Raw genomic sequence first — 16,907 nt, 5'->3', positions numbered from 1 at the left:
GCGCGGGAGAGGCACTAGTCCATCTGCGCGAGCAGGTGGGCGTTCCCGCCTGCGGCCACGGTGTTCACCGAGACGGTTCGCTCCGTCTCCAGTCGCCACACCGGATAGCGCCACGCGGAGCCGGCCGGTTCGACCACGGGGATTCGCGCGCCGGCCCTTGCCGCCAGCACTGGAGCGGCCGAGGCGGCCATCGAACGGCTGCCGGCCACGACCACGGCGAGGTTCGGCAGGCGTGAGCACTGCGTGAGGGGGGCGCGCGTCACGGCGATCGCGGGCCATCCCGCCGAACGCACCCATGAAGCAATCCGCTCCGCATCGGAGGTGTCGCCCCCCGGCACAAGGAGCACGGGATTCCCCGCCGCGATCGCTGCCATCGCCTGTCCGAGCCAGACGAGGGCGTGCCCGGATTCATTCCCCAGCGCGACGGCAAGCCCGAGCGGGTGTGTTCTCCAGGTATTTCGTTCGCCGGTGGGCCCGGGCAGCTCGCGCTCCTTCCCGTCATCGAGCGCCGCGGCGCAGTCACGCGCCAGTGCCGCCACGATCTCACCGCCCTGTGTTGCCAGCGTGGCGAGTACCTTGCCACGGTCGATCGCCCGCAAACCGGGCTCGGCCCCCGCAAGTGCCTTGATCGCGGCATCGAACGCCGTGGCCGCTGCCGTGTTGACGACCGGGGGCGCGAAAGGGGGTGGAGCGGCCTCGCTCGTGCGTTCGCGCACCAGCGCGCGCAGGTACTGCGGGCCACCGGCTTTCGGCCCGGTGCCGGACTTTCCCTCGCCGCCGAATGGCTGCACGCCGACCACGGCGCCGACGATGTTGCGATTGACATAGATGTTTCCGACGCGCGCCCGGTCCACGATGAAATCGATCGTGGAATCGAGGCGGCTGTGGATACCCAGCGTGAGTCCATAGCCGGTGGCATTGATCTCGTCCACCACGCGGGCGAGTTCGGCGCCCTTGAACCGGACGATGTGCAGGACCGGACCGAAGACTTCGCGCTCCAGGTCCCGGATGTAGCCGATCTCGAAGGCGACGGGCGCGATGAAATGGCCCTGGAGCCCGCCCGGCATGGGCGCCCGCGCGACGAGCTTCGCCGTTCTCTCCAGGTGCGAGACGTGCGCGTCGAGGCCGGTTTTGGCGGCCGCGTCGATGATGGGGCCCACATCGGTCGAGAGGTGCGCAGGGTCCCCCATCTCCAATTCATGCATCGCACCGGCAAGCATCGCGAGGACATGGTCTGCGATCTCCTCCTGCAGGAAGAGTACCCGCAGCGCCGAACACCGTTGGCCCGCGCTGTCGAACGCCGAGACGAGGACATCGGAGACCACCTGCTCGGGCAGCGCCGACGAATCGACGATCATCGCGTTCTGCCCCCCGGTCTCGGCGATGAGAGGGACGTTCCCGCGCGCGGCGAGGGTGCGGTGGATGATCTCGGCGACCTCGGTCGACCCCGTGAACACGACGCCGTCCACGCGGGAATCGGCGACGAGACGGGCGCCGATCGTCTCGCCCGGCCCCGGCAGCAGTTGCAGGGCGGAAGAGGGCACGCCAGCCTGGTGCAGCAGGCGCACCGCCTCGGCGGCCATGAGGGGTGTCTGCTCGGCGGGCTTGGCGATGACGGCGTTGCCGGTGGCGAGAGCGGCCGCAACCTGCCCGATGAAGATCGCCAGCGGGAAATTCCACGGGCTGATGCACACGACCACGCCGAGGGGCGCGGCGAGCGCCTCGCCACGGGCACGCACGGCGTAGTAGCGGCAGAAATCGACTGCCTCGCGCACCTCGCCGACCGCATTGGGAAGCGTCTTTCCGGCCTCGTGCACGGCGAGATGGATGAGGCGCGCGGCGTTCTGCTCGAGAAGGTCCGCCGAGCGCTCGAGGATGGCGGCGCGTTCGTGTGGCGTCGTGGCCCGCCACGCATCAGCCGCGCATGCAAGGTCCAGCGTGCGTTCGACGTCGCCGATCGTGGCATCCGGGGCGGCGGGCCAGGGTTCGCTCGCGGCGGCCGCGAGAGCCGATTCCAGGGCGGCCAGCGCGTGCTCGTCGGTGAGATCGATGCCGCGCGAGTTGCGGCGATCCGGGTACAGCGCGGAGGGCGCCGGCACGCGCGGGTGCGGGCTTCCCGCAAACGGCTTCGCCGTGGTGACCGGATCCTCCAGCAGGCGCTCGATCGGCACCTCGGGATCGACGATCTGGTTCACGAAGGACGAATTGGCGCCGTTCTCCAGGAGCCGGCGCACCAGGTAGGCAAGGAGCGTCTCGTGGGTCCCGACGGGCGCGTAGATCCGGCAGGGCAGGCCGAAGTCCTTCGAGCCGACCACCTGGTCGTAGAGCGTCTCGCCCATGCCGTGCAGGCACTGGAACTCGAAGTCGCGGTGGTTGCCGGCGATCTCGATCACCTCGCAAAGCGTCGAGGCGTTGTGCGTGGCGAACTGCGGGAAGACGAGCCCCGGCTCGGCGAGCAGCTTGCGCGCGCAGGCGAGATAGGCGATGTCCGTGTGGCTCTTGCGCGTGAAGACGGGATAGTCGTCGTAGCCGGCCACCTGCGCGCGCTTGACCTCCGAATCCCAGTACGCGCCCTTCACCAGCCGGATCATGAGGCGGCGAGCGCTTCGACGGGCGAGATCGAGGATCCAGTCGACCACGAAGGGCGCGCGTTTCTGCACGGTCTGGATCACGAAGCCGAGCCCGTCCCAGCCCGCAAGGTCCGCGTCCAGCGCCAGCGATTCGAGCAGGTCGAGGGTGATTTCCAGGCGCTCGGCTTCTTCCGCATCAATGGTGAGGCCGATGTCGTACCGCTTCGCGAGCAGCATCAGTTCCTTCACGCGCGGCAGCAGTTCTGCCATGGACCGCTCGTGCTTCGCGCGCGAAAAGCGCGGATGCAGGGCGGAGAGCTTCACGGAAACGCCCGGCCCCGCATAGATCCCCCGCCCCGCGGAGGAGCGGCCGACGGCTTGGATCGCCTCGAGGTAGATTTCACGGTAGCGGTCGGCATCCGCCATCGTCATGGAAGCCTCGCCCAGCATGTCGAAGGAGTAGCGGTAGCCGCGGGCTTCCTTCTTCCGCGCACGGTCGAGCGCGCCGTCGATCGTCTCTCCCAGCACGAACTGCGAACCGAGGTATCCCATGGCCGCCTTGGTCGCCGCACGGATAACCGGTTCGCCGAGGCGCCCGAGAGCTGCCGTGAGCGCCCCGTCGAAACCCCGTGGGGCGGACTCGGCACGGGCGAGCCTGCCGGAGACCACGAGCCCCCAGCACGCGGCGTTGACGAAGAGCGATTCGCTGCCGCCCACGTGCGAGCGCCAGTCGCCGCGCGAGAGCTTGTCGCGGATCAGCCGGTCGGCGGTGGGCGCATCGGGGATGCGCAACAGCGCTTCCGCCAGGCACATGAGCGCGATGCCTTCTTCCGACGACAGGTCGAATTCGCTCATCAGCGCATCGACCCCCGAGGCGCCGGACCGTTCCGCACGGACGCGCTCGACCAGAGCGCCGGCGCGGGACCGGATGCGGGCGAGGGCGGCTTCATCGAGGGTCGCGGCCAGGCGCAGGGCCGCCACCGCTTCCGGCTCGGCGCGGTGATAGGCGGCAGTGATGGCTTCGCGCAGCGGTGATCCGGGTCGGGAAAGACGCGGGTAGGCAGGCGCCGGCGATTCACCCGCAGCACGTTGCGGGGGCTTGTCAGGGGTGCTCATGGGGCGCAAATCGTAGCACGCACCTGAGTTGCCCGACTGTCCGTGCCGCGGGGCGCATGGCGGTAGAATCGAACCCGACTGCCTGTGTTCGCCACAGGCTTCGCCGAGACCCGGCTCACCGAGACGATTGCCATGACCCAACTTCGCATTCCCGCCGTCTACATGCGCGGCGGCACCAGCAAGGGCGTCTTTTTCCGCAAGGAGGACCTGCCGGCCGATTCCGCTGCTCGCGACCGCATCCTGCAGCGCGTGATCGGGAGTCCCGATCCCTACGGGAAACAGATCGACGGGATGGGGGCGGCCACCTCGAGCACGAGCAAGATCGTGATCCTGTCGAAGTCCTCTCGATCGGACTGCGACGTGGATTACCTCTTCGGCCAGGTGTCTATCGACAAGGCGTTCATCGACTGGTCCGGCAATTGCGGCAACCTCATCGGCGCCGTGGGTCCGTTCTCGATCTCGCAAGGACTCGTCGCGGCGCCGCGCGATGGCATGGCGGCCGTGCGCATCTGGCAGGCCAACGTCGGCAAGAAGATCGTGGCGCATGTTCCCGTGCGGGACGGGGAGGTCGTGGAGGAGGGCGACTTCCACCTGGACGGCGTGACGTTCCCCTCGGCCGAGATCCGCATCGAGTATCTCGAGCCGGGCGGAGGCGAGGATGGGGCGCAGGGCGGCGCAATGTTTCCCACGGGACACATCACGGACGTGCTCGACGTGCCGGGCGTCGGCCGGATCGAGGCCACGCTCATCAATGCGGGCAATCCCACGGTCTTCGTCGATGCGCGGGCGCTGGGACTGGGCGGAACCGAGCTGCAGGAAGCGATGAACGGCGACGCGGCGCTCCTTGCGCGCTGCGAGTCTGTCCGGGCGCACGGCGCCGTCGCGATGGGCCACGCGTCCTCGGTCGAGGAGGCGTCGACAAGCCGGCTCCACACCCCGAAGCTCGCCTTCATGTCGGCGCCGCAGTCCTACGTCGCCTCCGACGGCAAGACAGTCGGCGCGGACACGATCGACGTGACGGCGCGCATCCTCTCGATGGGCAAGCTCCACCACGCCATGACGGGCACCGGCGCGGTCGCGATCGCGGTCGCCGCCTCCATCCCGGGAACGGTCGTGCAGCGCTGCGCCCGGCCGGAATGTGATCCCGCGCAAGTCAGGTTCGGGCACCCTTCAGGCACGCTCACGGTGGGCGCGGAAGCCACGTTGCGCGATGGCCAATGGGCGGTCACGAAGGCCGTCATGAGCCGCAGCGCCCGAAGGCTGATGGAGGGCTGGGTTTGCGTGCCGGCCAGCTGAACATGTCGACGAGGAGAACCGAACCGTGAAAGTCGATCCGGTCAACGATGTCGCCCCCAGCGTGCGGGTCGTTGCGCAGACCGCTCCTTCCGGAATCCTGCGCATCGGCATCAACCTGGGCAATCCCGTCATCGCGCAGCGCGATCCCGACGGCGGAGAACCGAAGGGCGTCGGCCCTGCGCTCGGTCGCGAGCTCGCCGCGCGGCTCGGTGTGCCGGTGGAGTTTGTCACCTACGACACCGCCGGCAAGGCGGCCGATGCGGTGAAGGAGGATGCGTGGGATGTCGCCTTCCTCGCGGTGGATCCGGCGCGCGCGATCGACATCGACTTCACGGCGCCCTACGTGCACATCGAAGGCACGTACCTCGTGCCGGCGGAGTCGCCGGTTCGCAGCGTGGGCGAGCTGGACCGCGAAGGCACCCGCATCGCCGTGGGGCTCAAGACGGCCTACGACCTTTATCTCACGAGGCAGATCAGGCAAGCCAGGCTCGAGCGTGCGCCAAGCTCGCCCGCTGCGATCGAACTCTTCCTGGCCGGGAATCTCGACGCTGTCGCCGGCGTGCGCCAGCCTCTCGAGGCGTATGCCGCGGGTCATCCGGGCTTGCGCGTCCTGGCCGACAGCTTCATGGTCATCCGGCAGGCTTCCGGCGTTCCCAAAGGTCGAAGCCTTGCGCATCGTTTCCTGGCGGAATTCATCGAGGAGGCCAAGCGGTCCGGATTCGTCGCGCGCGCGCTCGCCGAGAGCGGCGTCGGCGAGGTGACGATTGCGCCTGCGTCGGCAGGCTAGGGACCTGCCGCCTGCTACTTCCTGCGCAGGCCGAGCGCTTCCACCAGGTATCCGAGGCTCCTCGACTCCTCGTCGATGAAGCGTGCGTAGTCGGAGCCGTGCATGAAGACGGGCGTCCAGCCCATCCTGGAGAGAATCGCCATCCACTCCGGCGCCTCGATGCCCGACCGGACGGCGTCGAGCAGGTTGTCGCGCTGGCTGGGCCGCAGGCCTGGGGCGGCGAATAGCCCGATCCAGTTGCCGAACACCACGTTGATGCCCTGTTCCCGCAACGAGGGGATGCCATCCATGGTCCTGGGCCCGGAGACGCCCAGCGCGCGCACCTTCCCGCCGCGACGGGCCTCTGCGGCTTCCCGAAACCCCACGACGGCCACGGCGATGCGGCCCCCGACGAGAGCCTTGGATGCATCGCCTTCGTTCAAGGCGACATGGCGGATCCTGGCGGGATCCACGCCCGCGGCCCGGGCCAGGAGGGCGACCGTGAGGTGCTCGGGACTGCCCACCGCGCCTGCTCCCCAGGCGATTGCGCCCGGACCGGCCTTGAACGCCTTCATGAGGTCGGACATCGACTTCAAGGGCGAGTCGGCCGCGACGACGACCACTTCGTAGCCGGTCGCGAGCCGCGCGAGCGGTGTCACGCGTTGCACTGGAACGGCCGAGCGGTCGAGTTCCACGGCGGCGACCAGGCCCAAGCCCCCGATCATCAGGGCCGCCGTGTCACCCTTCGACGCATTCGCGAATTGCGCAAGTCCGAGGGTGCCACCGGCACCGGGAGCGTTGTCGATTTGCACGGAGGCGGCCGCTTTCGCCTTGACCATCGCGGCGCCGAGGGTTCGGCCGGCCTGGTCCCAGGCGCTCCCGGGCTCGGCGGGGATGAGAAGCTTGAGCGGGGTCTGGGCGGCAGAGGCGAAGGCGAGCGACGCAAGGCCGATCGCCGCGAGGACATTGCAAAGAGTTCGGTTCATGGGGAGATTCTCCGTCGGGAAGGGCGTCGGGATCAACGCCTGCCTGCTTACCCGCAAACGCGGGGATCGCTTCGATTGCGCTATCGTTCGGGTTGCCGATTCTTCCACGAACCTTTTCATGCCTGCCGCGAACAACGATCCGCCCGCCCGCCTGCGAGGCATCCTCTCCCTCGACGACTTCGAGGAGGCTGCCCGGCGCCACCTGCCACGGCCCGTCTTTGCCTATCTCTCCGGGGGCGTGGAGGACAACGCCGGCATGAACGACAACCGGGCCGCGTTCTCGGAATGGGCTTTCGTTCCGCGCGTACTGAAGGGCGTTGCGCGACGCCGGCAGTCCACGACCCTCTTCGGGCACGAGTACGCGGCGCCCTTCGGCATCGCCCCGATCGGCATCGCCGCGCTTTACGCCTTTCGCGGCGACCTCGTGCTGGCCAGCGGGGCGCGTGGGGCGAACATCCCCATGGCCATGAGCGGCTCCTCGCTCATCAGGCTGGAGGAGGTGGCGCAGGCCGCGCCGGACACCTGGTTCCAGGCCTACCTCACGGGCGACGAGGCGCGCTTCGTGCCGCTCATCGAACGGATCGCGCAGGCGGGTTATCGCACGCTCGTCGTGACCGTCGATGTGCCGATGGCGGGAAACCGCGAGAACAACGTTCGCGCGGGGTTCTCCACGCCGCTCAGGCCGACGCCCAGACTCGCGTGGGACGGCATCACGCATCCGCGCTGGCTCTTCGGGACCTTCCTGCGCACGATCGCGCAGCACGGCATGCCGCACTTCGAGAATAACTTCGCCACGCGCGGCGCGCCGATCCTGTCGCCAAACGTGCTTCGCGACTACTCGGACCGGGGAGACCTCGACTGGGCCCACTTCGCGAAGATCCGCGCCATGTGGAAGGGCCGGATCGTGGTGAAGGGAATCCTCGACAGGCAGGATGCGCGCATCGCGATCGACCACGGGGCGGACGGCATCGTGGTTTCCAATCACGGGGGCCGCCAGCTCGACGGCGCCATTGCGCCGCTGCGGGTGCTGCCCGAGATCGTGGATGTCTGCGGGGACGTGCCCGTCATGCTCGACAGCGGCATTCGCCGCGGCACCGACGTCCTGAAGGCGCTCGCCCTGGGAGCGAAGTTCGTGTTCCTGGGAAGATCCTTCGGCTACGCCGCTTCGGTCGGGGGAGAGGCGGGCGTGCGCCACGCGATCGACATCCTGCGCATCGAGATCGACCGCGACATGGCGATGATGGGCATCAACCGCCTCGACGAGCTGCGTCCCTCGCATCTGCGGCGGCTCGATTGAGGGACAGACCCGTGAAAAAGGGGACAGACCCCTTTTCCTGAATAGGGGTCTGTCCCCTTTGTCATTTCAGCCGGGCGGCGAATGCCTCGAGCTTCGAGCGCAGCTCCGGGTCTATCGCGATCCCGTCGCGGCGCTGGCGCTCGACGTTGCGCATCTCGATCTCGCCCGGCACGAGGACGGGCGAGGCGGGGTCCACCGGCGGCGTCGAGTGCAGGATCGAGATGAAGTCCCGCATGCGCTCGGCCAGCCACTCGGGCGGGCCGAGCCGCTTCGCGTCGATGACGAAGAAGAAATGCCCCAGGTCCTGCGGCAGTTCCGGGTTGTCGGACCATGACTTCACGTGCGTGAGGTAGGCGGCGCCGGAGAGCAGGCCGGCGAAGAGATCCACGATGAGCGCCAGTCCGTAGCCCTTGTAGCCGCCGATGGGCAGCAGGAATCCGTCGAGCGCCGCCTTCGGGTCGGTGGTCGGGTTGCCGTCCTTGTCCGTTGCCCAGCTGGGGGAAATGGACTCGCCGCGCTTGAATGCATTGCGGATCTTCGCGCGGGCGACGACGCTTATCGCCATGTCGAGGATGATGGGCATGCCGCCGGGATTGGGTACGCCGAAGCCCACCGGGCTGTTGCCCAACCGCGCATCGCGCCCGCCGGTGGGGGCGATGGTCGTCGTGGCGTTGCTCCCGATGAGGCTCGCGAACCCGGCCTGCGCGGCGATGAGGCAGTAGGGGCCCACGGCGCCGAAATGGTTGCTCGAACGCGCGAATGCAATGCCCACGCCGGATTCGCCCGCCAGCGCCATCGCAGCCTCGAGCGCGCGCATCCCGACCAGGGGACCCACGCCGTTGTCGCCATCCACTTTCACGAGGGCCGGCGCTAACCGGTCGATGCGGATGTCGGGGCGCGCCTTGATGCCGCCGAGGTCGAGGCGCTCGCCATAGGACTCGATGCGGCTCACGCCGTGCGTGCCGACTCCGAAGAGATCACCGAGCACCAGGATGCGGGCGGCGTCGGCCGCATCCCGGCGATCCAGGCCCAGCCCGGCAAGCGCGTTCGTCGCGAGCTCGCCGAGTTCGGCCTCCGTGATCGTCGAACGCATGCAGTCTTCAGTTCGCGGTGATTCCCGCCTTCTTCACCACGCGGCCCCAGGTGTCGTACTCGCTCTTGATGTACTTCGCGAGTTCGTCGCGCGTGCAGGGTTTGGGCTCGAAGAAATGCTTGGCCAGTTGCTCCTTCACGTCCGGCGAGCTCAGTACCTTCACGAGTTCCCTGTTCCAGCGCTCCTGGAGAGCCACGGGCATCCTGGACGTGGTCACGAACGCGTACCAGTTTTCCGCCTCGAACCCGGGGTAGCCGGACTCGGCGATGGTGGGCACGTTGGGCAGGAAGACCGAGCGATTCAGGCCGGTGACGGCCAGTGCGTTCAGTTTCCCGGATTCGATGTGCGGGCCGGCGGTGGACGGGGTCGAGTAATAGGCCGAGACGCGCCCGCCGAGGAGATCCGTCATGGCCGGGCCGCCGCCCTTGTAGGGGATGTGCACGATGTCCACGCCGGCGCGCTGGTTGAAGAGCTCGCCGGCCAGGTGGGAGGCGCTGCCAACGCCGGTGGATGCGTAGTCGAGGCTACCGGGCTTCGCCTTGGCGAGGGCCACGAATTCGGCCAGTGTCTTCGCCGGCACGCCGGCATGAACGACGAGCACGTTGGGGAACGAGACCGCCATGGTGAGCGGGGCGAGGTCCTTCAGCGGGTCGTACGGCAGCTTCGCGATGAGGTGCGGCGCGACGGCGAGCGGGCCGACCGAACCGAGCAGGATGGTGTAGCCGTCCGGGGTAGCGCCGGCCATCTGCTGGTGCGCGATGTTGCCGCCGGCGCCGGCCCTGTTCTCCACGACGACCGTCTGGCCCATGTTCTCGGAGAGCTTCTTGGCGATGATGCGCGCCGCCGTATCGCTCGCCCCGCCGGGTGCGAACCCGACCAGCATCGTGATCGAGCGGGTAGGGAAATCCGATTGCGCGGCGGTGGCTCCGGCGAAGGCCAGTGCGGCGGCGGCAAGCAGCAAGCGTCTCATGCGCGTTCTCCTCGGGGTCTTGTCGGTCATGGCGAATCCAGTATACGATTGTATACACACACCGCCCCCTGTCAATCCGCGCCCCGTCCCTGTTGATGCCCACGCACAAGCCAGCGATCGCACGAAAACCGAAGCCCGGAGCGAGCCGGGCCTCGCGTGGCGACCACGCCTACAGGAAGCTCTTCGAATCGATCGAAACCGGGGTCCTGAAGCCCGGCACGCGCCTGCGGGAAGTCGAGCTGTCGACGTGGGTCGGCGCCAGCCGCACGCCCGTGCGCGAGGCCCTGGGGCGTCTGGAAAGCGACGGGCTCATCGCGCGTGACCCCTCGCGCGGCATGATCGTCGCCGAGCTCGACCCCGGAATGGTCGCGGAACTCTACGACATGCGCGAGGTGCTCGAGGGCACTGCCGCGGGGCTGGCGGCCCGGCATGCCTCCGAAGCGGAGATCGACACGCTGCGCGAGATCGCCCAGCGCGATCGCGAGGTCGGAGCCGATCCGATGCGCCTGGCGCGCATCAACCGCCTGTTCCACGAAGCCCTGCTCCGAAGCGCGCACAACCGCTTCCTTGTCCGCTCGGTGAACGCGCTGCGGCAATCGATGGTGCTCCTGGGAAGGACGACGCTCGCGATCGCCGGTCGGCCCGAAGCGGCGCGCGCCGAGCACGACGCGATCGTCCAGGCGATCGCCCGTCATGATGCCGAAGCCGCCGCGGCCGCGGCCCGCGCCCACATCCGCGCCGCCTATCGGGCTCGCCTGGGCCTGATGCTGGACGACTGACCGGCGATGGACCCCTCACGAACCTGCGACGTCCTGGTGCTCGGCGGCGGCAATGCCGCGCTGTGCGCTGCCATCACGGCGCGCAAGGCCGGAGCGAGCGTGCTCGTCCTGGAGGCGGCGCCGATTCCGTTTCGCGGCGGCAACAGCCGCCACACGCGCAACATGCGAACGATGCACTCGGGCCCGCTGGAGGTGCTCACGCAGGCCTATCCCGAGGAGGAGTACTGGCAGGACCTCCTCAAGGTCACGGGCGGGCTCACCGACGAGAATCTCGCGCGCATGACCATCCGCCAGACCGAGCAGCACCTGCCGTGGATGAAGGCGCACGGCGTGCGCTTCCAGGCGCCGCTGGGCGGGACGCTGCACCTGTCGCGGACGAACGCCTTCTTCCTGGGCGGCGGCAAGGCCCTGATGAACGCCTATTACGCCAGCGCGGCAAAGCTGGGTGTCGAGATCGCCTACGAGACGGCGGTGGTCGATCTGGCGATCTCCGGCGACCGGTTCACCGGCGCGATCGTGGAATGCCGGGGCGCGCGCCACGAGATCCGCGCGAAGACGGTCGTGGCCGCCTCCGGCGGATTCGAATCGAACCTGGCGTGGCTGCGCGAAGCGTGGGGGCCACCGGCCGACAACTTCCTCGTGCGCGGCACCCCCTTCAACATGGGCGTGGTGCTCAAGCTCCTGCTCGCCAAGGGCGCCAAGCAGGTGAGCGACCCCACGCAAGGGCACTGCGTGGCGATCGATGCGCGCTCGCCGCGGTTCGACGGAGGCATCGTCACGCGCGTGGACGCGGTGTCGCTGGGCATCGTCGTCAACAAGAACGCGCAGCGCTTCTACGACGAGGGCGAGGACTTCTGGCCCAAGCGCTACGCGATCTGGGGTCGCCTGGTGGCCGGGCAGCCGGACCAGATCGGGTATTCGATCATCGACGCCAAGTCGATGGGCAAGTTCATGCCGCCGGTGTTCCCGCCGGAAAGGGCGAAAACCGTGCGCGAACTCGCAGCGAAGCTCGGCCTGGATCCGGGCGCGCTCGAGAAAACGGTCGCGGAGTTCAACGCCGCGGTGCGCCCGGGCACTTTCGACCACACGGTCCAGGACGACTGCCGCACCGAGGGCATCGTGCCCGCCAAGACCCACTGGGCGCGCGCCATCGACACGCCGCCTTTCTACGCCTACCCGCTGCGCCCCGGCCTCACCTTCACCTACCTCGGCGTCGCGATCGACGAGAAGGCCCGCATGATCCTGCAGGACGACAGGCCAGCGGCCAACATCTTCGCCGCCGGGGAGATCATGGCCGGCAACATCCTGGGCAAGGGCTACCTTGCCGGCATCGGCATGGCGATCGGCACTACCTTCGGCCGCATCGCGGGCAGCGAGGCCGCACGCCATGTCCATGGCTGAGCCCAGGTCGCTGCCGCAACTGGTCGAGGAGGCGCAGCGCGTACTCGCGATCTGCAACGCCTGCCGCTACTGCGAGGGCTACTGCGCGGTCTTCCCGGCGCTGCAGCGCCGTCTCTCGTTCTCCGAGAGCGACGTGCATTACCTCGCGAACCTGTGCCATAACTGCGGCGCCTGCCTCTACGCCTGCCAGTACGCGCCGCCGCACGAGTTCCAGCTCAACTTCCCGCGCATCCTTGCGCAGGTGCGTGTGCAGACCTACCGGAAGTACGCCTGGCCGGGGTTCTTCGCGCGCGCCTTCGAGGCGAACGGGATCGTCACGAGCCTCGCCACTGCCGCAAGCCTCGCCTTCATGCTGCTTTTCGCCGCCCTGGTCTCCGATCCGGCTCGCCTCCTCATGGCTTTTTCCGACGCGCAGGGTTCCTTTTACGCCGTGATTTCCCACAACGCGATGGTGGCCGTGTTCGGTTCGGTGTCCGCTTTCGTGCTCCTCGCGTTCGTCATGGGCTTCGCGCGCTTCTGGCTGGACATGGAGGAGAAAGCGGCCGATTTCGCGGCGCCCGTGCCCGCGGGAAACGCGCTGGTCGATGCGCTCACGCTCAAGTACCTCGACGGTGGCGGCGACGGCTGCATGTACCCGGACGAGAAACCCTCGTTCGCGCGGCGGCGATTCCACCATCTCACCTTCTACGGATTCCTGCTCTGCTTCACGGCCACGACCACGGCGACGATCTACCACTACGCGTTCGGCTGGAAGGCGCCGTACCCGTTCTGGAGCCTTCCGGTGATCCTGGGCACCGCGGGCGGCATCGGACTGCTCATCGGGCCCCTGGGGCTCCTCTGGCTCAAGCGCCGGCGCGACCCGGAGCTGGTGGACCCGGAGCAGAAGGGGATGGAGGCGGGATTCCTCGCGCTGCTCTTCCTCGCAAGCCTGACCGGCCTCGGGCTGCTCGCGTTGCGCGAGACGCGGGCCATGGGACTGCTGCTGGTAGCGCACCTGGGCCTGGTGCTGGCGCTCTTCGTGACGATGCCCTACGGCAAGTTTGTGCACGCCCTCTACCGGCTTGCGGCGCTGGTGCGCTTCCATCTGGAGCGGCGGCGGCCGCTTGCGGATATCGCCAATGAGTGAATCGCGCGGTCGGCCTGCCGTCGGTGGACGGTGTCTGCCTTGCTGCCGGCTCAGAACCGGTGCCGGGTGAGGGGAAGTTGCCGTCCGTTGGGCAGGGTCATGGTGGCGGTGGTGGTCGTGTCGAACTGCACCGTGACCGGCGCCACGGTGCTCGGGGGGGAGGGTGGGGGGCTTGTACCCGCCCATGAGCGTCTGGCCGTTGGCGTAGCTCCACCAGTTGCCGCTGAAGGTGCGCGGGTTGGGCGTGGGGAAGAGCGACAGGTACCACACCGGGTTGCCTGCCTCGTCGTACATGTAGCCGGCCAGATCCGCGCTCCCGTTCTGCCACTCGATGAAGAAGCCGCGGCCGCTCTCCGCCGGGTTCCACCACCAGCCCGACTCCGGCACGTTGGCCTGGGGAGCTGCGGCGAGTCCGCCCGGAATGATGTTGAAGCGCTCGATGGCGACCGTCCCGCCGGGCCACACCATCGTCCCGTTGGAAGCATCGGAGAAGGCGAGCGTGAAAGGGCCCGCGCTCTGCACCGGATTCGGAGGCTTGTAGGCACCGGTGAGCGTCTGCCCGCCGGTGACCTTGAGCAGGTCGCCGGTGAAGAGGGAGCCGTCGAGCGACGTGTTGCCGGTGGCCACATACCAGTTCGAGCGCCCCGTGTCGTCGTAGAGGAAGGCGGCGAAGAAGATGTGGTTGCCGGCCACTTCCACGGAATAGCCACGGCCGCCCTCGGCGGCGTTCCACCACCAGCCGGTCTGCGGGGCCTGCGGCTTGCATTCCCTGGCCCCCGGGACGGTCACGACGCCGCGATTGAGACCGCTGTTGAGCATCGACGCGGGGTCGGGCCCGTATCCCACGTAGAACGTCGCGCCTCCGATATTCACTGCGGTTGCGCCGTTGATCACCGTGACTGCCTGTCCCTGCCCGGAAAGCACGCCGGTCACGTAGGCTTGCAGGCTCGAGGCGGTGACCGCCTGCAGTTGCCCGGTCGAGGTGAGTTGGGCCAGCACGCACGCCACCGCGGCGTCCTTGCGGCCATCGCGCGACACCGTCCTGCCCACCACCAGGGGCGCCTCGCCGCCTTTCGCCGATCGCACGACATCCGCGGGCGCCGAAGCGAAAACGAAAATCGATCCCGTGGTCCCCACGTCTTCGGCGCGGAACTGGACTCTTGCGCTGATGTCGACGGTTTCGGGCGAGGCGACAATCAGGAAGACCGGCACCTTATCCGCCGGAATGATCGACGCAACCAGCGGGTCGAGGTCGAGGAACCAGTCATTGCCGGCAATCGTTCCGCCACCCCCATCCCGGCGAACGACAACGGGTACTGCGCGATCGACCGCGGTGCCGTCTCCGATTTCTCCCTCGCCGTTGTTTCCCCACGACCACACGCTGCCGTCCGACCTCACGGCGAGGGAGTGGAAATCGCCGGCGGCGATCGCGGATCCTTGCGCAAACCCGGGTACCGGAGCGGGTGCCGCCCGATAGCCGGCCGTTCCATCGCCCAATTGCCCGAGGCCGTTGCTGCCCCACGTTGACACGCGACCGTCTCGTCCGAGCGCCATCGAGTGCATCCAGCCGCCCGCGACTGCGGCGATGTTCGCAAGGCCCGGCAAGGCGACGGGAGTCGCGCGATCCGTCGTGGAGCCATCGCCGAGTTCCCCGCTGGAGTTTGAGCCCCAGGCGACGACGGTGCCGTCGCGCCGAACGGCCAGGGAATGGTATCCGCCGGCTGCGATGGCCACTGCATCGAAAAGCCCTGACACCGGGACGGGATTGGCACGGTTCGTCGTCGTACCGTCGCCGAGTTCTCCTTCGCGGTTCATGCCGATGGCGAAGACAGTACCGTCGGCACGAAGGGCCAGGATATGCCCGAAGCCGGCGGCGACGGCCGTGATCTGCGAAAGCCCCGCAATCGGGACCGGTGTTTCCGACCAGTAGAAAGAGACGTTGCTTCCGAGTTGGCCTTCCAGATTGCTGCCCCAGGCCCAGACCGTGCCGTCCGAGCGCAGCGCGACGCCGTGGTTGAAGCCCGCGTCGATCGCGACTACACCGGACAGGCCGCGGACCTGGGCCGGTATCGAGCGTGCCGGTCCGGAACCAGTGCCCAGCGCGCCGATCACATTGGATCCCCACGACCACACCGTGCCGTCGGCTCGCAGTGCGTAGGACGTTGCGTAGCCGGCGGCGACTGCAACGTATCCCGAAGGTCCGTTCGCTGTGCCGGGGACGGTCTGGAATACTGGTATGCCGCTGCCAAGCTGTCCGTCGCTGTTGGAGCCCCATGCCCAGACCCGGCCGTCGGCGCCGATGGCGTGGGTGTGATAGTTGCCGGCGGACACCGATTCGATCCCCGTCAGGCCGGGAACCGCGACCGGCGCGTTGCGATTGTCCGTGGTTCCGACGCCGAGTTGTCCATCGCCGTTCAGGCCCCACGTCCACGCAGTCCCGTCCGAACGCCGGGCGATCACGTGGGCATAGCCGGCGACGATGGCGGTGACTTCGGCGAGCCCCGAGACGCGCACGGGAACACGCGACAGCAGAAATGTCGCGCCGCCGTCACCCAGCTGTTCGAAGAGGTTGTATCCCCACGTCCAGACCGTTCCATCGGAGCGCAGGCTTGCTGAAAAATCCCCCCCGGCAGAGATCGCGGTTACGCCGGCAAGCCCGGTGACCTGAACCGGCGCATTCCGATCGCCCTCCGCGCCATTGCCGAGTTGGCCTTGGCCGTTCTTTCCCCACGCCCAGACCGTCCCGTCGCGCTTGAGCGCAAGCGAGTGATAATCGCCGGCGGAAACGGCGACGACGTCCGTGAGCCCGGCGACGGTGACCGGCGACGAGCGGGAAGTGATCGTTGTGTCGCCCAGCTGACCCTGGGCATTGTTTCCCCAGGCCAACACGGTGCCATCGGAACGCACGGCGAGGGAGTGGCCGTAGCCGGCGGATATCGCAACGATGCCGGTGAGGCCGGGGACGCGAGCGGGCAAGGCTCGATTCGTCACCGTCCCGTCGCCCAGTTGGCCACTGTCGTTGTCTCCCCAGGCCCAGGCGGTGCCGTCGCTGCACACGGCCAGGTTGAAATACGCGCCGGCATCGACGGCGACGACGTTGGCGATGCCCGCGACCGGGACAGGGGACACTCGCGCCGACCGTGAGCCATCGCCGATCTGACCGGCGAGGTTGTCGCCGACGGCGACGAGCGTCCCGTCGGCGCGCAGCGCGACCGTGTGCAGGTACCCTCCCGTGATCGCGCGCACGCCGCTCAACGACGCAATGGGGAGCGGGTCGGGAAACGCGAGGACGCGACCTGTTCCGAGCTGACCCCAATCGTCGTTGCCCCAGGTCAACGCAGCACCGTCGGAACGCACGGCCATGGAGTGGCTCCCGCCGGCAGAGATCGACGTGGCGGCAGCGTGGTATCCGGCCGTCGCCAGGAACGCGGTGACGAGCATCTGCGGGAGCAAGGCCCACTTGCGCATCCCGGCGAACCTCCTCGGAAGCAAAATCGACCGGCTCTG

General features: G+C 68.4%; 10 protein-coding genes and 1 pseudogene. 6 read left to right on the top strand and 5 right to left on the bottom strand.

Annotated features, from left to right (window positions below; all coding sequences use genetic code 11):
• Nucleotides 1–14: 14 nt before the first annotated feature.
• Nucleotides 15–3,686: an L-glutamate gamma-semialdehyde dehydrogenase gene (locus IPP91_02825; GenBank protein ID MBL0141009.1), complete on the bottom strand. Its 3,672-nt coding sequence runs from the start codon at nt 3,684–3,686 to the stop codon at nt 15–17.
• 132 nt (nt 3,687–3,818) lie between these two features.
• Here IPP91_02825 and prpF point away from each other — a divergent pair, with 132 nt between their 5' ends.
• Both prpF and IPP91_02815 read left to right on the top strand, forming a co-directional pair.
• Nucleotides 3,819–4,982: a 2-methylaconitate cis-trans isomerase PrpF gene (gene prpF, locus IPP91_02820; protein MBL0141008.1), complete on the top strand. Its 1,164-nt coding sequence runs from the start codon at nt 3,819–3,821 to the stop codon at nt 4,980–4,982.
• 61 nt (nt 4,983–5,043) lie between these two features.
• Nucleotides 5,044–5,769 carry an ABC transporter substrate-binding protein gene (locus IPP91_02815; GenBank protein MBL0141007.1) on the top strand — a complete coding sequence of 242 codons (726 nt, stop codon included), beginning with the start codon at nt 5,044–5,046 and terminating at the stop codon, nt 5,767–5,769.
• A gap of 14 nt (nt 5,770–5,783) precedes the next feature.
• Here IPP91_02815 and IPP91_02810 read toward each other — a convergent pair whose 3' ends face one another.
• Nucleotides 5,784–6,734 carry a tripartite tricarboxylate transporter substrate binding protein gene (locus tag IPP91_02810; GenBank protein MBL0141006.1) on the bottom strand — a complete coding sequence of 317 codons (951 nt, stop codon included), beginning with the start codon at nt 6,732–6,734 and terminating at the stop codon, nt 5,784–5,786.
• Nucleotides 6,735–6,852: 118 nt separating this feature from the next.
• Here IPP91_02810 and IPP91_02805 point away from each other — a divergent pair, with 118 nt between their 5' ends.
• Nucleotides 6,853–8,031: an alpha-hydroxy-acid oxidizing protein gene (locus IPP91_02805; GenBank protein MBL0141005.1), complete on the top strand. Its 1,179-nt coding sequence runs from the start codon at nt 6,853–6,855 to the stop codon at nt 8,029–8,031.
• A gap of 61 nt (nt 8,032–8,092) precedes the next feature.
• On the opposite strand, the gene IPP91_02800 is transcribed toward IPP91_02805, so the two are convergent.
• Together IPP91_02800 and IPP91_02795 are read right to left on the bottom strand one after the other, a co-directional pair.
• Nucleotides 8,093–9,124 (bottom strand): Ldh family oxidoreductase, encoded by a 1,032-nt coding sequence (locus tag IPP91_02800; GenBank protein ID MBL0141004.1) that lies wholly within the window; start codon nt 9,122–9,124, stop codon nt 8,093–8,095.
• A 7-nt stretch (nt 9,125–9,131) separates the two neighbouring features.
• Nucleotides 9,132–10,094: a tripartite tricarboxylate transporter substrate binding protein gene (locus tag IPP91_02795; protein ID MBL0141003.1), complete on the bottom strand. Its 963-nt coding sequence runs from the start codon at nt 10,092–10,094 to the stop codon at nt 9,132–9,134.
• A 95-nt stretch (nt 10,095–10,189) separates the two neighbouring features.
• Here IPP91_02795 and IPP91_02790 point away from each other — a divergent pair, with 95 nt between their 5' ends.
• The 3 genes from IPP91_02790 to tcuB are packed head-to-tail and all read left to right on the top strand — an operon-like array spanning nt 10,190 to nt 13,400.
• Nucleotides 10,190–10,873: a GntR family transcriptional regulator gene (locus tag IPP91_02790; GenBank protein ID MBL0141002.1), complete on the top strand. Its 684-nt coding sequence runs from the start codon at nt 10,190–10,192 to the stop codon at nt 10,871–10,873.
• A gap of 6 nt (nt 10,874–10,879) precedes the next feature.
• Nucleotides 10,880–12,274 carry an FAD-dependent tricarballylate dehydrogenase TcuA gene (gene tcuA, locus IPP91_02785; protein ID MBL0141001.1) on the top strand — a complete coding sequence of 465 codons (1,395 nt, stop codon included), beginning with the start codon at nt 10,880–10,882 and terminating at the stop codon, nt 12,272–12,274.
• Complete coding sequence (gene tcuB, locus IPP91_02780; GenBank protein MBL0141000.1) at nt 12,267–13,400, top strand: tricarballylate utilization 4Fe-4S protein TcuB; 1,134 nt, start codon at nt 12,267–12,269, stop codon at nt 13,398–13,400. The genes tcuA and tcuB overlap by 8 nt, the downstream gene beginning before the upstream one ends.
• A gap of 1,329 nt (nt 13,401–14,729) precedes the next feature.
• Here the strand turns inward: tcuB and IPP91_02775 are convergent.
• Nucleotides 14,730–16,787: pseudogene (locus tag IPP91_02775) on the bottom strand (RCC1 repeat-containing protein).
• Nucleotides 16,788–16,907: the final 120 nt, after the last annotated feature.

The sequence above is a fragment of the Betaproteobacteria bacterium genome (assembly GCA_016720855.1).
GTDB lineage: Bacteria > Pseudomonadota > Gammaproteobacteria > Burkholderiales > Usitatibacteraceae > FEB-7.
The sequence above is the reverse complement of the archived record's forward strand: the minus strand, read 5'-3'. Positions and strand labels throughout refer to the sequence as shown.